Origin of the sequence: Neorhizobium phenanthreniclasticum (genome assembly GCF_040066075.1) — a bacterium.
GTDB classification, from domain to species: Bacteria; Pseudomonadota; Alphaproteobacteria; order Rhizobiales; family Rhizobiaceae; genus Neorhizobium; species Neorhizobium petrolearium.
The window spans coordinates 156,017-173,077 of record NZ_JBEAAL010000002.1 but is presented as its reverse complement, the minus strand read 5'-3'; the positions used below and the strand labels follow the sequence as shown (position 1 = coordinate 173,077).

Annotated in this window: 15 protein-coding genes; 9 read left to right on the top strand and 6 right to left on the bottom strand. The window is 61.0% G+C overall.

All coding sequences use genetic code 11. From position 1 onward, the window contains the following. Positions 1-65: 65 nt before the first annotated feature. Positions 66-1,001, bottom strand: a complete 936-nt coding sequence (locus ABK249_RS04950) for a response regulator transcription factor (protein ID WP_348862449.1) — start codon at positions 999-1,001, stop codon at positions 66-68. After that, on the bottom strand, positions 994-4,380 hold the full coding sequence (locus ABK249_RS04945; RefSeq protein WP_037149233.1) for a hybrid sensor histidine kinase/response regulator: 3,387 nt from the start codon (positions 4,378-4,380) through the stop codon (positions 994-996). The genes ABK249_RS04950 and ABK249_RS04945 overlap by 8 nt, the downstream gene beginning before the upstream one ends. Before the next feature lie 345 nt (positions 4,381-4,725). Between ABK249_RS04945 and olsC the strand changes: the two genes are divergently transcribed. Further along, positions 4,726-5,553, top strand: coding sequence for an ornithine lipid ester-linked acyl 2-hydroxylase OlsC (gene olsC, locus ABK249_RS04940; protein WP_463139867.1), 828 nt, complete (start codon positions 4,726-4,728; stop codon positions 5,551-5,553). An 89-nt stretch (positions 5,554-5,642) separates the two neighbouring features. Here the strand turns inward: olsC and ABK249_RS04935 are convergent, their stop codons facing one another. After that, complete coding sequence (locus tag ABK249_RS04935) at positions 5,643-6,239, bottom strand: LysE family translocator (protein WP_037149237.1); 597 nt, start codon at positions 6,237-6,239, stop codon at positions 5,643-5,645. 74 nt (positions 6,240-6,313) lie between these two features. Further along, complete coding sequence (locus ABK249_RS04930; RefSeq protein WP_463139866.1) at positions 6,314-6,757, bottom strand: DUF488 domain-containing protein; 444 nt, start codon at positions 6,755-6,757, stop codon at positions 6,314-6,316. 89 nt (positions 6,758-6,846) lie between these two features. Here ABK249_RS04930 and ABK249_RS04925 point away from each other — a divergent pair, with 89 nt between their 5' ends. Further along, a complete protein-coding gene (locus tag ABK249_RS04925; RefSeq protein ID WP_037149239.1) occupies positions 6,847-7,806 on the top strand; it encodes a GlxA family transcriptional regulator in 960 nt (319 codons plus the stop codon). Between the two features lie 50 nt (positions 7,807-7,856). Here ABK249_RS04925 and ABK249_RS04920 read toward each other — a convergent pair whose 3' ends face one another. Then, on the bottom strand, positions 7,857-8,513 hold the full coding sequence (locus tag ABK249_RS04920; RefSeq protein WP_037149667.1) for a phytochelatin synthase family protein: 657 nt from the start codon (positions 8,511-8,513) through the stop codon (positions 7,857-7,859). Between the two features lie 100 nt (positions 8,514-8,613). After that, complete coding sequence (locus ABK249_RS04915; RefSeq protein ID WP_037149242.1) at positions 8,614-8,922, bottom strand: putative quinol monooxygenase; 309 nt, start codon at positions 8,920-8,922, stop codon at positions 8,614-8,616. Between the two features lie 244 nt (positions 8,923-9,166). Between ABK249_RS04915 and urtA the strand changes: the two genes are divergently transcribed. The 7 genes from urtA (at position 9,167) to ABK249_RS04880 (ending at position 17,048) form a co-directional block, all read left to right on the top strand. After that, positions 9,167-10,456: an urea ABC transporter substrate-binding protein gene (urtA, locus tag ABK249_RS04910; RefSeq protein WP_037149245.1), complete on the top strand. Its 1,290-nt coding sequence runs from the start codon at positions 9,167-9,169 to the stop codon at positions 10,454-10,456. Between the two features lie 205 nt (positions 10,457-10,661). Then, positions 10,662-12,266 (top strand): urea ABC transporter permease subunit UrtB, encoded by a 1,605-nt coding sequence (gene urtB / locus ABK249_RS04905; RefSeq protein ID WP_037149248.1) that lies wholly within the window; start codon positions 10,662-10,664, stop codon positions 12,264-12,266. After that, the gene (gene urtC, locus ABK249_RS04900; protein WP_037149251.1) at positions 12,263-13,435 is read left to right on the top strand and encodes an urea ABC transporter permease subunit UrtC; all 1,173 of its coding nucleotides are present in this window, start codon (positions 12,263-12,265) and stop codon (positions 13,433-13,435) included. The genes urtB and urtC overlap by 4 nt, the downstream gene beginning before the upstream one ends. Positions 13,436-13,454: 19 nt before the next feature. Continuing rightward, positions 13,455-14,216 (top strand): urea ABC transporter ATP-binding protein UrtD, encoded by a 762-nt coding sequence (gene urtD / locus ABK249_RS04895; protein ID WP_037149253.1) that lies wholly within the window; start codon positions 13,455-13,457, stop codon positions 14,214-14,216. Between the two features lie 2 nt (positions 14,217-14,218). Further along, positions 14,219-14,914, top strand: coding sequence for an urea ABC transporter ATP-binding subunit UrtE (gene urtE, locus ABK249_RS04890; RefSeq protein ID WP_037149256.1), 696 nt, complete (start codon positions 14,219-14,221; stop codon positions 14,912-14,914). Between the two features lie 221 nt (positions 14,915-15,135). Then, the gene (locus ABK249_RS04885; RefSeq protein WP_348862358.1) at positions 15,136-16,266 is read left to right on the top strand and encodes a CE1 family esterase; all 1,131 of its coding nucleotides are present in this window, start codon (positions 15,136-15,138) and stop codon (positions 16,264-16,266) included. Next, on the top strand, positions 16,203-17,048 hold the full coding sequence (locus ABK249_RS04880) for an urease accessory protein UreD (RefSeq protein WP_037149258.1): 846 nt from the start codon (positions 16,203-16,205) through the stop codon (positions 17,046-17,048). The genes ABK249_RS04885 and ABK249_RS04880 overlap by 64 nt, the downstream gene beginning before the upstream one ends. Positions 17,049-17,061 lie beyond the last annotated feature (13 nt).

The following is a 17,061-nucleotide window of genomic DNA, read 5'->3' as shown; positions in this document are numbered from 1 at the left end:
CCGGCGGCGTTTGCCTGGCCGTAGGTGCTCGTTTTTCACGACGAACCACTCGATCGTTCAGGCCGTCACGCCGACCGCTCCTCACCATGCAGGACATGGGCGGCCTTGACGGCGGCCGAGGCACGGTTCTCAACGCCGAGCTTCACATAGATCTGTTCGAGATGCTTGTTCACCGTGCGGGCCGATAACCCGAGAATATCGCCGATGTCGCGGTTCGATTTTCCCTTGGCGATCCAGAGCAACACCTCGGATTCGCGCTGGGTCAGCGGAAAATGCTGGCGCAGCACCTCATCGTCCGGGCGCCTGTTGGCCGCCATCAAACGAAAGAGATATTCGTCGGCGCCGATCGCACCGAGGAACGAGAATTGCAGGCTCGTCTGGCCGTTGTCGGCCAGCGAAAAGGCTGCGTCGCGCGCAAAGCCCGGTTTGTCGCGCTCGCCCATCCAGGCGAAGACGCGCTGCACAACGATGTCCAGACCGTCATCGCTGCCGGTGGCGGCATTGATCAGCCTTGTCGCCTGCGGGGTCGACCAGCGGATGCTGCCGTTCGCCTTGACCGCGAGGAGATGCCGACCGGCGGCGTCCAGCGCGACGCGGGCGCTCTGGGCCGAGCGGGCATTGGAAAGATGGACGCGGATACGGGCGCGCAGCTCATCGATATTGATCGGCTTCGTCAGGTAATCGACGCCGCCGGAATCGAGCGCATGCACCACATGCTCGGTCTCGGTGAGCCCGGTCATGAAGATCACCGGCACCTGTGCCACGGCAGCGTTTGTCTTAAGCTTGCGGCAGGTCTCGAAACCATCCATGCCGGGCATGACCGCATCGAGCAGGATGAGGTCCGGCGTGATGCGCTCGACGATGTTCAGCGCCGCCTGGCCAGACGTGGCAATCAGCACCGAGAAACCGGATCCTTCCAGTGCCTCGGTGAGGAAACCCAGCGCTTCGGGGCTGTCGTCCACCAGAAGGACGATATCGCGCGGCAGGACCGTCTCAGCCATCATTCGTCCTCTCTGCCTCCAGCCAGGTCAGGAATTTCATATAGCCGGCGAGATCAAAAGCCTGCACATAGGCGCCAAGTTCCTCGGCGAAGGGGCGATGTTCCTCCTGCTTCGCGAGATCGGCGAGCTTTGCCTCGATGCCGCGCACGTAGCCGATTTCTCCGAGCCGCAAAAGGTCCTGCACATGGTTCGTCCCCGGACTTTTGATCGGTTTTTTCGGGCCGGCGGGGAGCGTGGCCGCTACCTCGTTCTCGTAGATCCAGACGAGACCGAGATGAGCGGCGAGCTTGTCTGCTAGCCGGCGGATATCGACGGGTTTGGCGATCGCGTCGCTATGGCCCTCGTCGCCGGTATTTGCACCGGAACCATCTCCGATATTGGCCGACAGCATGATGACAGGCGCGGTCTGGCCGATTTCGCGAAGCTTGCCGACGAGTTGCCAGCCATTCATGCCGGGCATCGAAATATCGACGAGATAGAGGTCGGGCGTCAGGCCCTCGATCAGCGTCAGGCAGTCCGGACCGCTGCCTGCGGTCAGCACCACGAAATCCATCGGAACCAGCACTTCCCGCATCAGGTCGCGATGGTCCTCATTGTCGTCCACCACCATGATGGTGCGGCGGGGGCCGGTATAGGAGACGATCTTCTTTTCTGCCGCCGGCGCCGTATTCGGCCGCTCCACGGCCGACAGCATCAGCCGTACGCGGAAGGTCGAGCCCTCGTCCTTCTTGCTGGTCGCCGCAATCTCACCGCCGAGTGTATTGGTCAGGAGCTGGGTGATGGTAAGGCCGAGGCCAAGACCCGGCATGGGGCGGATGCTGTCGGCTTCGCCGCGCTGGAAGGGCTCATAGATACGGGCGAGGTCCTTCTCGGCGATGCCACGGCCGGTATCGGAGATGGTGAAGGTCGCGACCTGGCTGCGATAGGCGACCTCGAAACGCACCTTACCCTCGTCGGTGAACTTGATCGCGTTGGAGAGCAGGTTGACGAGAATCTGGCGCAGCCGCTTCTCGTCGGTGCGGACATACTGGGGTAGGGCGCGGGAGCGTTGATGCTCGAATTCGAGCCCCTTGACCTGCGCTTGTAACCCGAACATTTCGACGATCTGGTCGAGAAAGTCCTGGATGTTGATTTCGTTGGAATAAACCTGCAGGCGACCTGCCTCGATCTTCGAAATGTCGAGCAGCCCGTCGATCAGGCCCGACAGATGGTCGGCAGAGCGCTTGATGACCTTGATCGCCGACTGGCGGGGAGCGGGGATCGTCTCGTCCCGCTCGAGGATCTGAGCATAGCCCAACACGGCATTGAGCGGCGTGCGCAGTTCATGGGAGAGGCCGACGACATAGCGGCTCTTGGCGCGGTTGGCGGATTCCGCTGTTTCCTTCGCTTCTTGAAGAGCGGCATCTGTCTTCTTGTGGGCGGCGATTTCCTTGAGCAGCAAGGTGTTCTGGCGAGAGGATTCCTCTTCCGCCACGACGCGGCTGTCATGGGCGAGCACGTAGAACCAGGAGACGATGCCGGCAATGATGGCGAAAACGAAGAAGACGATCAGCACCGTTCCCAGGATAACCTCGGCGTTGGCGGGTGCGGCCCGGCTCACCTGATAGGCGATCATGGCAAGGATCGCCCCGATCATCGAGATCGAGACGATGGCCGTCATGGCATAACGACCGAGGCGGGTCGTCAGACGCGTAATGACGCTCTCCGGCAGGAAGGAACGGGCGACGGTACCCACCTGCGTGTTCAGCCGGGCGTTCGGCTTGCACATGTCGTGGCAGCGGCTATCGAGCGAGCAGCAGAGCGAGCAGATCGGTGCGGCATAGGCCGGACACCAGGCCATGTCTTCCGGCTCAAACGGATGTTCACAGATGGAGCAGGTGATCGAGCCGAGGCTTTTCCAGCTCTGGCGCGGTTTGCGGGCAAGATAGAATTGGCCGCGCGTTGCGAAGGCGACCGCGGGCGAGATTACGAAGGCGATCAGCGTTACGTAAGTGGCAAGCGAAGCCATCAGCGGTCCGAACAGGCCGAAATGGGCGGCAAGTGCTACGCTGGCTGAGCCCAACATCGCGCCGAGCCCGACGGGGTTCACATCGTAGAGGTGGGCGCGCTTGAATTCTATGCCGGGTGGAGCAAGGCCGAGCGGCTTGTTGATGAACAGGTCCGCCGAGATGGTGCAGAGCCAGGACATGGCGATGATCGAGAAGATGCCGAGGGTGGCTTCCAGCAGACGATAGATGCCGAGTTCCATCAGCAGCAGCGCAATCGCCACGTTGAAGACCAGCCAGACGACACGACCGGGATGGCTATGAGTGAGCCGCGAGAAGAAATTCGACCAGGCGAGCGAGCCGGCATAGGCATTCATCACGTTGATCTTGAGCTGCGAGACGACCACGAAGGCGGCCATCAAGAGAAGTGCCGCCGTCTCGTTCGGGATCATGTAGCCGAAGGCGGCGAGATACATATGGGCCGGATCGGCGGCCTCGCCGATCGGAACGCCGGTCGACAACGTCAACACCGCGAGGAACGAGCCTGCCAGAAGTTTCGGCACGCCGACCACGACCCAACCGGGGCCGGCCAGGAAGATCGCCAGCCGGTGGCGCCATTTGCGCTGGCCCTCCGGCGGCAGGAAGCGCAGGAAGTCCACCTGCTCACCGATCTGCGGCATCAGCGCCAGGATGACCGCGGATGCCGCGCCGAATTCGATGAGGTCGAAGGGAGCCACGCCGCCCGCCTCGGCGTTCGAATGATGGATGCCGGCAAAGGCGCGCCACAAATCGAATTTCTCCCAGTCAAGCAAGGCGATGAACAGGAAGGGGAGAATATTCAGCACGATCCAGAAGGGCTGTGTCAGGAGTTGAAACCGCGAGATCAGCCGAACGCCGTAAATGACGAGCGGAATTACCACCGCAGCGCTGATGATATAGCCGATCCAGGGCGGAATGCCGAAGGCGAGATCCAGCGCGCCGGTCATGATCGAGGCCTCGATCGCGAACAGCATGAAGGTGAAGCTCGCATAAATCAACGAGGTGATGGTCGAACCGATATAGCCGAAGCCGGCACCGCGGGTCAGAAGATCGATATCGACGCCGTGGCGGATGGCGTAGCGGCTGATAGGCAGGCCGATGACCAGCATGGCGACGGCGGCCGCGACGATCGCGAAAAAGGCGTTTGTCGTACCGTAGGAGAGGGTGATCGTGCCACCGATCGCCTCGAGCGCCAGGAAGGAGATCGCGCCGATGGCGGTTTGCGAAATGCGGCTCGACGAAAAGCGGCGGGCGCTCTTGGCGGTGAAACGCAGTGCATAATCCTCAAGCGTCTGGTTGGCGACCCAACGGTTGTATTCGCGCCGGACGGGGATGATGCGTTGTCGCGCTGCCATGCCTAATTTCTAGCACCCAAAAGAGAAAGATCATCGAATGGGCACTTTCGGCTGTGGCGTGGCGTTTTGCAAGCATGCTTTCGCAGGTGCGAAGTGCTGGCGCGAATTCATTCGTGTGTTTCGCCGTTTGTGACAGAGATGCGCCGCTTCAACAGGCACGTCCTGATAGAGCGTTCCTTCTGCCACACGTCCGGTAATAATGTTCCAAGCTGCCACAACTGCGACACAGATGCTTGCAAGCTGGAACATGACGTCCCATGTCAAGTAACGTGCCAAAGCGGAAAAAGGCGTGATGGCAAATGCCTTGCCGCCCCAGATCAACCTTTCTTATCAGGCGCTTCACAAGTGAAACCGTCATCCCCTACAATCCCTGAACCTGAACAAAGCTTCGGTACGACCGGTATCGCACCGATGGGTCGTCCCAGTGCAATCACCCGCTTCTTCATGGCGATCGTCGCCTGGGCGGAGCGATTGAATTTCAAATATGCCAAGCTCGGCAACCCGCCGGTTTATGACAATGCAACCTTCCCCTGGACGGCCGAAATCGAGAAGGCGGCGCCTGCTATCCGCGCGGAGCTCGACCGCATTCTGGTCCGCAAGGACGAATTGCCGACCTTCCAGGACATTTCCACCGATGTGAAGACGATTTCGACCGACAAGGGCTGGAAGACGTTCTTCCTCCTCGGCTTCGGAGTGAGGTCGGAGCAGAACATCCAGGCATGCCCCGAGACCTGGAAAGCGATGCAGAAGATTCCGGGCCTGACGACCGTGATGTTCTCGATCTTCGAGCCGGGAAAACACCTGCCGGCGCATCGCGGACCTTATAACGGCGTGTTGCGCCTCCATCTCGGTCTCATCGTGCCGGAGCCGCGCGACAAGCTGGCGATCCGAGTGAAGGATCAGATTTGCCACTGGGAGGAGGGCAAGGTCCTGATTTTCGACGACGCCTACGAGCACGAGGCCTGGAACCACACGGACAAGACCCGCGTCGTGCTTTTCGTCGACTTCGTCAAGCCGCTGAAATTCCCGGCAAGGTTCGTCAATTGGCTGCTCATGCACATGGCTATCTTCACGCCCTTCATCAAGGAAGGCCTCGATAACCATAAGGAATGGGAAAAGAAGTTCTATGCACAGGCGGAAGCCTGGCGAAACCGTCCCGAGGCGAACGACTGACAGCCCGCATCGCGTGCAGCGGGGAGGTGTCTCCCCTCTCGGTGGCCGTCCTGAGAGAGGGCGGCCTTGTCGTTTCGGCTGCCCCGCCTTCACATCATCAGCGGCCAGAGCGTTGCGACGAGCAGCAGGCCCATGACGATATTGAACCATTTGAGACGTATCGGATCGGTGAGGAAGGTGCGGAGGGCCATGCCGAAGCCTGCCCAGACCGCCACGCTCGGCAGGTTGACGATGGCGATCACGAGCGTGATCGCGAGCACCGACACGAAGGGGCTTTCGTCGCTGGCATAGGCCGCCATGGCTGTCAGCGCGGCAACCCAGGCCTTCGGATTGACCCACTGGAAGGCGGCGGATTCCAGGAAGGTCAACGGCCTTGAGGCTGCTGTTTCGCCGCTTGCCACGGCGCGCGACATGGCGATCCGCCAGGCCAGATAAAGAAGATAGGCGGAGCCGGCAATCTTGAGCAGCAGGCCGACTGGCGGATAGGCGTGAATGAGGGCGCCGAGCCCGAAACCGACTGCCAGCAGCACCGAAGACAAGCCGATCGTAATGCCGAATATCTGCGGCAGCGTGCGCCGGAATCCGAAATTGGTGCCGGAAGCAAGCAGCATGAAATTGCTCGGTCCGGGCGACACAGAGCCGACAAAGGAAAACAGGGCGATGGCAAGAATGGTCTGGTAGGTCATGACAATCGGCTCCCCCACGCAGGGAGGCGATCTCCCCGCGGCGTTCAAGGATCAGGATATCGGTTAGGATCAGGTCAGAGGTGGCGGACGCTCAGCTTGCCACCCCATTTGCCGTTCAGATAGTCGCAGACGAGCTTTCGGTGGCAATGGTGCGGCTTGTCCTCCGAGCAGAGCAGACAGGAGCCGTCGAACTGCTCCGGTTTCAGCCGGCTCTCAATCTTCCGTTCGGCCATCAGGTCCAGGAAATCGTTCTGGAAGACGTTCCAGTCGCCCTTCTTCTTCTTGAATGCGGTCATGATTTCTTCGGTCGGCGCAAGCAGCGGTTCGTGCACGTAACCGGTTCCGCAGAGCGCCTTGAGAAAGAAAGCGAGGTCGTCGGACTTTGCAAACCCCGCAAGCTGTGACGTGTTGTGAAGCCTGACATCCATGACGCGCTTGACGCCTGCGGCTCTGATGCGGCCAAAGAAATCCTCGGCCGTCGTCCTGGTGAAGCCGATCGTGGTTACGTCCATGTTCATGCCCTTGTCCTCTTTCGACAATGCCATCATGGCGGAAGCCGGTGTCGCCTGCTATTGTCAATATTGACATTGTTGATGGGAATATTGCCATGAAGTTGCAGGTGTTGGCACTCGACGGTGTTTTTGATACCGGCCTTTCATCGATCCTCGACGTCTTCACAACCGCGAACGAACTTGTTTCGATGCTCTCGCTCACCGTGCCGCCCTTCGAGGTCTCGGTTGTCGGAATGCGCAACGGTGTCCGGACGGCGCAAGGACTTTGTGTCCCGGCTTCGGGTGCATTCGATCCACGCGCGGGCTGGCTCGTCATTCCGGCGATCGCCTACAAGATGCCGGAAATGCTCGTGCCGGCACTCGACCGCCCGGACATCCGGGATGCGGGTGCCTTGCTCCGGGAGGCGAGAGGGGCCGGCATGAACATCGCCGCCGCCTGTATAGGCACGTTCGTGCTTGCCGAATCCGGTCTTCTCGACGGCGAGAAGGCGACGACCACGTGGTGGCTCGCCCCGCTCTTCCGCCAGCGTTATCCCGCCGTACGTCTCGAAGATGGCCACATGCTGGTGAAGTCCGGGGCGCTGGTGACGGCGGGTGCGGCGCTCGGACATATGGACATGGCGCTCTGGCTTGTGCGGCAGGCGAGCCCGGAGCTTGCGAACCTCGTCGCACGTTATCTCATCGTCGACAGCCGACCGGCGCAATCGGCCTATGTCGTCACCGATCACCTCGCCCATGCCGATCCGCTGGTGGAGAAATTCGAACGGTGGGCGCGCGGCCGGTTGTCCGAAGGCTTTTCGCTCGACGTCGCAGCCGATGCCGTCGGCGCCAGCAAGCGCACGCTCGCTCGTCGTCTGCAGCAGGTGCTCGGCAAGACACCGCTTTCCTATTTTCAGGATTTACGGGTCGAGCGCGCAGTGCATCTCCTGAAGACCAGCGACGAGAGCCCGGACGAGATCGCCGCGCTGGTCGGTTATGCCGACGGCGTGACATTGCGTGCTTTGCTGCGCCAGAGGCTCGGGCGCGGCGTGCGGGAGATGAGGAGCAGAGAATAGGGCGTTCAACATCAGCCCCTTGCGGAAAAAATTCTCGGCGCCTGATCCCACTATTCGATCAGAAGCAGGCCCCGCTTCTTGTCGCCATCGAGAGTGTCCATTGCCAGGAACAGCCGCTCCCGCTCGATCAGCCAAGGCCGGTAGTTCTCGTTGACATCCAAAACGAACACCATGTCCTCAGCCTCCAGATATCCTCCGATGGGCGAATGATGGCCGCTGCCCGAGCCAAAGATTGTCATGCGGGCAAAATTGATGACGTAGCGTCGGCCGGGATCGTTAGCGCGCTTCATGTGTTCGTGGAACTGCTCGGCGGTCAGGTCGCGGAGAACCGAAACCTTTCGCTCGGTTTTCATTTGGGCCAGTTCGGCAAGTTCGTCCAGCGTGAGCCCGATTATGCAAAGCCCCGTCCAGCACATTCCGGTTCCATCCAGAACCTCGGCTTCTGTCGTCTCCTCCTCGCCGACGGATCGGAATGCGTTGGCAATACTCGCCGGGCCGCACCGCGATGCGTTTGTTTGCCAGGTCAGGTCCATGCCGAAGGTCGCCGCCACAGGCAGCTTCCACGCCCTGTCGACCAGATCAGGAGAACGGATGACGGACGACTGGATCGCCTCCGGCGAGACCTTTGTCTGACCGACGAAGATAAATAATGCCCCGGCGACAAGCCCGGCAGCACCGATAATGCCGAAAAATAGACCGCGCTTCATTTCCGTGCCCTCGAAGCAAAGGGTGATCTGTACAATGACCCATAGGGGCCACGACATCAATCCGGCAGGTAACGGGCGACAGCTTCTTCCAAGAGCGAGATTACTCCGAGCGGTCACTGCGGACCGGACGCCAGATCGAAATGTCGCGCGGGCCGGCGAGGAGTTCCGGCAGCGCCGCATGCCATGCGTTCCGGTAAGGACGCTTCAACTGCACCTCCAGAACGTCTTCATGATCCTCCCAGGTCTCGTAGAGCATCATGCGGTTCTCGTCGTCGGGATCGGCGTGCAGCACCGCCTGATGGAACATCGGTTCATGCCGCATGGCGTCCAGCACCTCCGTCAGCAGCATCATGAACCTCTCCCGCTGATCGGGGCGGATATCGAAACGGATGACGTAAGTTACGGCCATGGCTTTGCCTTTCTTGATCGAACAAAATTGCGGCTCGCGAGCCGCGCGCCATCCTAGAACGAATAGCCGCAGGTGCGGACGAGGTCGATTACCTCCGAGGTCATAAGGTCGGTCGCGACCGTTCCCGGTTCTCCCCCTCGGATACGTCATTTTACGTATACGGTTTTGCGATGCAGCAACCGATAGTCGTTCAAGCAACGGTCAGTTCTTCGTTGCGGACGAACGAGAAGAGGGGTTCGAACCAATGACATTCAAGGCAAAGCTTGGCGGCGCGCTCGTTGCTGCCATTATGTCGACGACGGCGCTTCACGGCGCCTTTGCTGCCGACGACACGATCAAGATCGGCGTTCTCCATTCGCTTTCGGGCACCATGGCTATCTCCGAGACGACCCTCAAGGACGTCATGCTGATGCTCGTCGACGAGCAGAACAAGAAGGGCGGCGTTCTCGGCAAGAAGCTCGAAGCCGTCGTGGTCGATCCGGCTTCCGACTGGCCGCTGTTTGCCGAAAAGGCCCGCCAGCTGATCTCCCAGGACAAGGTCGCCGCCGTCTTCGGCTGCTGGACCTCGTCTTCGCGCAAATCGGTGCTGCCGGTCTTCGAGGAGCTGAACTCTATCCTGTTCTACCCGGTGCAGTACGAGGGTGAGGAATCCTCGCGCAACATCTTCTACACCGGTGCCGCTCCAAACCAGCAGGCCATTCCGGCGGTCGACTACCTGGCCGAGACCGAAGGCGTAGAGCGCTGGGTTCTCGCCGGCACCGACTACGTCTATCCGCAGACGACCAACAAGATCCTGAAGGCCTACCTGATGTCCAAGGGCGTCAAGGAAGAGGACATCATGATCAACTACACGCCATTCGGCCATTCCGACTGGCAGACGATCGTCTCCGACATCAAGAAGTTCGGCTCCGCCGGCAAGAAGACCGCCGTCGTCTCCACCATCAACGGTGATGCGAACGTGCCCTTCTACAAGGAACTCGGCAACCAGGGCATCAAGGCCGAGGACATCCCGGTCGTTGCCTTCTCTGTCGGCGAAGAAGAACTTGCTGGCCTCGATACCGGCCCTCTCGTCGGCCATCTCGCTGCCTGGAACTATTTCCAGTCGGTCGATGCTGACGTCAATGCCGAGTTCATCAAGGAATGGCATGCGTTCACCAAGAACGAGAAGCGCGTGACCAACGACCCGATGGAAGCCGCCTATATCGGTTTCAACGCCTGGGTGAAGGCCGTCGAAGCCGCTGGCACGACCGATACGGACGCCGTGCTCGACTCGATCATCGGCGTTGCCGTTCCGAACCTTTCGGGCGGCTATTCCACCGTCATGCCGAACCATCACATCACCAAGCCGGTGCTGATCGGCGAAATCCAGGCCGACGGCCAGTTCGAGATCGTTCAGGAAACGCCGGCAGTCGTTGGTGACGAGTGGTCCGATTACCTGCCGGACTCCAAGGACCTGATCTCCGACTGGCGCAAGCCGATGGAGTGCGGCAACTTCAACGTCGCCACCGGCAAGTGCGGCGGCAAGGGCAGCTGATCCGGCGAAGTTGAGGGCTAAACCTGCCCCTCATCCTAACCCTCTCCCCGTTTCGATGGGGAGAGGGGACGTGCCATACGGAGCGCTGACGCGGACTGGATAGGGCGCGGCAAATGTCCTTCTCCCCGCATGCGGGAGAAGGTGCCGGCAGGCGGATGAGGGGCAAGAGCCATCAACCGTCCGGCCATCCCCGGGGAACTTCGACATGCTTATCCGTCTTTTCAGTCTGATTTTCCTTATCCTTTCCGTCGCCGCGCCGGTCCAGGCGCAGAGCGATCCGAAACCTTTGATCGATGCGCTTGCCAAAGCCGATTTCAATGAGGCCGAAAAGCTGATCGGCCAGATCGCCGCGACCGGCGACACAAGGGTTGTCCCGGCGCTGGGAGCCTTCGCCGAAGGCGACCTCTATTTCCGCAAGTCGGACAACCTGGTCTTCATTGCAAAAGCCGCAGGCTCCAGTTTCGAACTGATCGACCCGCTGACGGGTGCTTCCGCCGGTACGGTTCCGAAGAGCGCCGTCACCAAGATCAGGGTGAACAACAATCTCCGTCGTGTCATCCGCTCCGTCATGGGCGGGCTTACCCTTCTGAGCCCGGACCGGGCTGTTCGCCTGCAGGCCGCCGATGCGGTGCTCCGCTCCCCAAGCCCGGAAAACCTCGAACTGGTCGAGGCGGCGCTTGCCAAGGAGACGGACGGTGAGGTCAAGGCGCGCATGGAGGAGGCGCGGGCGGTATCGGTGCTTTCCTCCAATCGTTCTGTCGACGAGAAGCGCGCCGCCATCGAGACGATCGGGAGCCTCGGCGGACGCAATGCGCTCGGTATCCTGAATTCCGTGTCCGGCTCGATCGATGCGAGCCTCAAGGGTGATCTCAATACCGCGATCTCCTCGATCGAAAGCGAACTTCAGCTCTGGGACATGGCGCAGAACGTCTGGTACGGCCTGTCGCTCGGTTCGGTCCTGCTGCTTGCCGCGATTGGCCTTGCGATCACCTTCGGCGTGATGGGCATCATCAACATGGCGCATGGCGAAATGGTCATGCTCGGCGCCTATTCCACCTTCGTGGTGCAGGATATGATCCGCTCGAACGCACCCGGCCTGTTCGACTGGTCGCTGGCGATCGCGCTGCCTGTCGCCTTCCTGGTGACGGGCGCCGTCGGCTTCGTCATCGAACGTGGCGTCATCCGCTTCCTTTACGGCCGGCCGCTCGAAACCCTGCTCGCCACCTGGGGCGTTTCGCTCATCCTGCAGCAGGCGATCCGCTCGATCTTCGGCCCGACCAACCAGGAGGTCGGCAATCCGTCATGGATGTCCGGCTCGTTCGCGCTCGGAGGGCTGACGATCACCTGGAACCGCCTGTGGATAGTGGTTTTCTCTCTGTCGATCTTCGTGGCGCTGCTGGTGGTGATGAAGAAGTCCGCCTATGGCCTCAGCATGCGGGCCGTCACCCAGAACCGCCGCATGGCGTCGTCCATGGGCATCAGGACGCCGTGGGTCGATGCGCTCACTTTCGCGCTGGGCTCGGGTATTGCGGGTATCGCCGGCGTTGCGCTTTCCCAGATCGACAACGTCTCGCCCAATCTCGGCCAGAGCTACATCATCGACAGTTTCATGGTTGTGGTCTTCGGGGGCGTCGGCAACTTGTGGGGCACGCTGGTCGGGGGGCTCTCGCTCGGCGTGCTCAACAAGTTCCTCGAACCCTCGGTCGGCGCCGTGCTTGGCAAGATCCTCGTGCTGGTGCTGATCATCCTGTTCATCCAGAAACGTCCGCGCGGCCTCTTCGCGCTCAAGGGAAGGGCGGTGGAAGCATGATCACGGGCTTCATCCTGCGCGCGCTCGAAGGCAAGATCGTCATCGCCGTCGCGATCCTTCTGGGTGTCGCCATCCTCGTGCCGGCGCTCAACCTGCTCGCCCCGCCGGACAGCGCCCTGCACATCCCGACCTACCTCATGGCGCTGATGGGCAAGTATCTCTGCTACGCGCTGCTGGCGCTGGCGCTCGATCTCGTCTGGGGTTATTGCGGCATCCTCTCGCTCGGCCACGGCGCCTTCTTCGCGCTCGGCGGTTATGCAATGGGCATGTACCTGATGCGGCAGATCGGTTCGAGGGGTGTCTACGGCAACCCGATCCTGCCGGACTTCATGGTCTTCCTCAACTGGAAGGAACTGCCCTGGTTCTGGTACGGGTTCGACTGGTTCGCTTTCGCCATGGTCATGGTGCTCTTCGTGCCCGGCCTGCTTGCGTTCGTGTTCGGCTGGTTCGCTTTCCGCTCTCGCGTCAATGGCGTCTATCTGTCGATCATCACGCAAGCCATGACCTATGCACTGATGCTTGCCTTCTTCCGCAACGACATGGGCTTCGGCGGCAATAACGGCCTCACCGACTTCAAGGACATTATCGGTTTCCCGGTTCAGGCGGATGGAACGCGCGCGGTGCTCTTCGCCATGTCGGCGATCATGCTGGCGCTCTGCCTCGTCATCGCATCGGCGATCGTCCGCTCGAAATTCGGCAAGGTTCTGGTCGGGGTGCGCGATGCGGAGAGCCGGGTGCGTTTTCTCGGCTTTAGGGTGGAAAACATAAAGCTCTTCACATTCGTCGTGTCGGCGATGATGGCGGGGGTCGCCGGGGCTCTCTTCGTGCCGCAGGTCGGCATCATCAACCCCGGCGAATTCGCGCCGGCCAACTCGATCGAAGTTGTCGTCTGGACGGCGGTCGGCGGTCGCGGCACGCTGATCGGCCCGATCATCGGCGCGGTGCTCGTCAATGCCGGTAAGAGCTTCTTCACCGGCGCCTTCCCGGAATTCTGGCTCTATGCGCTGGGGGGCCTCTTCATCGCCGTGACGCTCTTCCTGCCGAGAGGCATCGTTGGCACGATTCAGCACGGCTTCAAGGCGCGCCAGGCGCTGAAGGCCGCAGCGGAAGCCGAGAAGGGCAGGGGCGACGAAGAGGCGGTGGCGCGGGCCGTGCAGGCGGCGGAATGAGAGACGGGGGCACGAACCGATGAACACGATTGCCGAAACGAGAACGAAGAGCCTGCTCTACCTCGAAAACGTCTCCGTTTCCTTCGACGGATTCAAGGCGCTGAATTCGCTTTCCTTCGTCGTCGAACCCGGGGAACTCAGAGCCATCATCGGTCCAAACGGTGCCGGTAAGACGACGATGATGGACATCATCACCGGCAAGACCCGGCCGGATACCGGCACGGTGCTCTTCGAGGATACGGTCGATCTTACGAGACAAGACGAGGCGGATATCGCCCAGCTCGGCATCGGCCGGAAATTCCAGAAACCGACCGTGTTCGAAAGCCATACGGTCTGGGACAATCTGGAACTGGCGCTGAACCGCGACCGCGGTGTCTTCGCGACGCTCTTCTACACGCTTTCCCCCGAAGACAAGGCGCGTATCGAGGAAATTCTCGAAACGATCCGGCTGACGCATCGAAGGCAGGAACTCGCCGCCAACCTCTCGCATGGCCAGAAGCAATGGCTGGAGATCGGCATGCTGCTCGCCCAGGAGCCGAAGCTGTTGCTGGTGGACGAGCCGGTCGCGGGGATGACCGATGCCGAGACCGTCGAAACGGCGGAGCTCTTGAAAGAGATCGCCAAGACGCGATCGGTCGTCGTCGTCGAACACGACATGGGCTTCATCCGCGATCTTGGCGTCAAGGTGACCTGCCTCGCGGAGGGTTCGGTGCTGGCGGAGGGCTCGATCGATTTCGTTTCGAACGATCCGAAGGTGATCGAAAACTATCTGGGGCGGTGACCATGCTGACAGTCAACAACGTCAATCTTCACTACGGCGCGGCACAGGCGCTGCGGGGCGTCTCGATCAATGCTGACATGGGCAAGATCACGTGTGTGCTGGGGCGCAATGGCGTGGGGAAAAGCTCTCTTCTGCGCGCCATTACCGGCCAGCACGCGGTGAGCGCGGGTACGATCAGCTTTCAGGGTGAGGTGCTGAACGGCCTGCCGCCCTATGCGCGCGCCAAGCACGGGATCGGATATGTGCCGCAGGGGCGGGAGATCTTTCCGCTGCTGACCGTACAGGAGAATCTCGAAAGCGGCTATGCGCCACTCGCCCGCAAGGACAAGTTCATTCCAGATGAAATCTTCTCGCTGTTCCCGGTCTTGAAATCCATGCTCGGCCGTCGCGGCGGCGACCTTTCCGGCGGCCAGCAGCAACAGCTTGCAATCGGCCGCGCTATGGTGACGCGGCCCAAGATCCTCGTCTTGGACGAGCCAACGGAAGGCATCCAGCCATCGATCATCAAGGATATCGGCCGGGCAATCCGCTATCTCCGCGACAGCACCGGCATGGCCATTCTGCTGGTCGAGCAGTATCTCGATTTCTGCCGGGAGCTTGCCGACCAAGTCTACATCATGGATCGCGGCGAGATCGTGCATGAAGGGGCCGCCGAAACATTGGATACGGCAGAAGCGAGACGGCATCTGACTGTCTGATGCTAGTATTTCGCCGGTGAATGTTTGTATCGCATCGCAGTATTTCGTGCGTTTCATACCGGGCTGATGTGTGTTACCAAGGCCGTGTTTAGGGCATATTCCGCATATTGTCGACACACCACTCTTGCACCCATGATGAGGCGCTGATGGAATTTGCATGCGTTGCTGGTAGGCTTGCCAACACTGCTCTTACTCGCATGATCGCGGTAGGGGCTTTTTTCTTGGCTGCAAGCGGGGCCTATGCCGGTTGCGGCCAGCCGATGGAGCCGGGACGCCATCCGATGATTATCGAGGCCGACGGCACCATTCGCTCTGCAGTCTATTTCATCCCGTCCTCCTATACCGGCAAGGACAAGGTTCCGGTCGTTTTCGATTTGCATGGCAGCAACAGCAATCCAGATGGCCAACTGAACAGAAGCTCGTGGGACAAGGTGGCGGAAAAGAACGGCTTCATTGTCGTTGCGCCGCAAGGCAGCCTGCCCGGCAAGTTTACCGGCACCTATGCCTGGAACGTTCCTTTTGTGACCAGGCAAGAGGGCGGCCTCGACGAGATCGCCTTCATTCAGCAGGCGCTGAAGACCGTGAAGGAGGAATTCTGTGTTGATCCGGCCCGCATCTACGGATCGGGTTATTCCGGCGGCGGTCGCATGCTCTCGGCCTATCTCTGCTCCGGCCGCGACGATTTTGCAGCCGTCGGCGTCGTGCATTCATTGCGCGCCGGCCGCCCCGTGGAGATCGGCGGGAAATGGGTGCCGGATCAGGCCAATTGCAATCCGGCCCGCCCCGTCTCGATCATGGCTTTCGCCGGCCTGAAGGACACGGCGAACCCTTACGCCGGCGGCGGCAGCGCTTACTGGCAATACGGTTTCAAAGTAGCGATCCAGCGCTGGACGGAACTGGACGGCTGCAAGGGCGACGGCAATCCCAAGACCGTCGAGGATGTTACGTTCAGCCTCTACGGCGCCTGCAAAAGCGGTGCGCGCATTGTATCCTATGTCTTTGCCAATGGGACGCATGCCTGGCCGAAGCAGGCTCCTGCGACGGAAGCCGTGCTGGCGGCCGCCAAGGACGGCGCCGCGAGCGTCGTCCCGGCCGTGTCCGTCGCGTCCGCCAAGCCCGCGTTCGATCCGAATGTTGATCCTGCGTCGCGGATGTGGGAGTTCTTCGGTAAGGCCGACAGTACCGATGTCGTCGCCACCGCCGTCCCGGTCAAGATCAGTTCCGGGACTGCGTCTGGCACGGGTGTTGCATCGGACTGCGGAACGCAAGCCGATCTTCAGGGGAATACGTGCAACAGCAGCCAGCCGACCGATATGCGCCGCAGCGGGCAAGAGGGGCAGGGCGCCTTGTAACCAAGGCTTTCGGCGGGCGCACGAAGCTTGCCGAATTCTTCCAGGAAGGCTGCGCAAAAATACGCCTTCCAGAGACATTTTCGCCTGAAATGGAGGCGATCCTCATCAATACGTCAGGGGGACTGACGGGCGGCGACGCGATCGAATGGTCCGTCGCCGCTGCGGCTTCTACGAAGCTTTCGATCACCACCCAGGCGAACGAGAAGATTTACAAGGCCGCCGCCGGTACGGCCTCCGTATCCACCCATATCACCGTGGGCAAAGATGCTTGCCTCCACTGGCTTCCTCAGGAAACCATCCTTTTCGACCAGGCCTCGCTGACGCGCAGGCTCGATGTCGATCTTGCCGAAACCTGCGAATTCCTGGCTGTCGAAGCCGTGCTGCTTGGTCGCAAGGCCATGGGCGAGGCGGTTCGTGGCGGTTTCTTCCGCGATCGCTGGCGGGTGCGCCGGTCAGGCAGGCTCATCCACGCCGAAGAGATGAAATTCGAAGGTGAGATCTGGCGTCTCACAGACGCTGCGGCGGTGCTGTCAGGGCAGGTCGCCTTCGCAACCCTTTTCTATTCCGGTCCGCTTGCCGAGGCGCTTTTCCCGAAACTGAGAGCTTGCCTCGCCGGTACGTCGGGCGGCGCGAGCCCGTGGACTGGCGGTGCCAGCCACTGGAACGGCAAGCTGGTCGCCCGGCTTGTGGCGCCGACCGGATTCGAACTGAGAAAAATCCTGGTACCGGCAATTTCCGTATTGCGTAACGGCGCGCCAGTGCCGAAAGTCTGGAACATCTGATCTTATTGCGGGA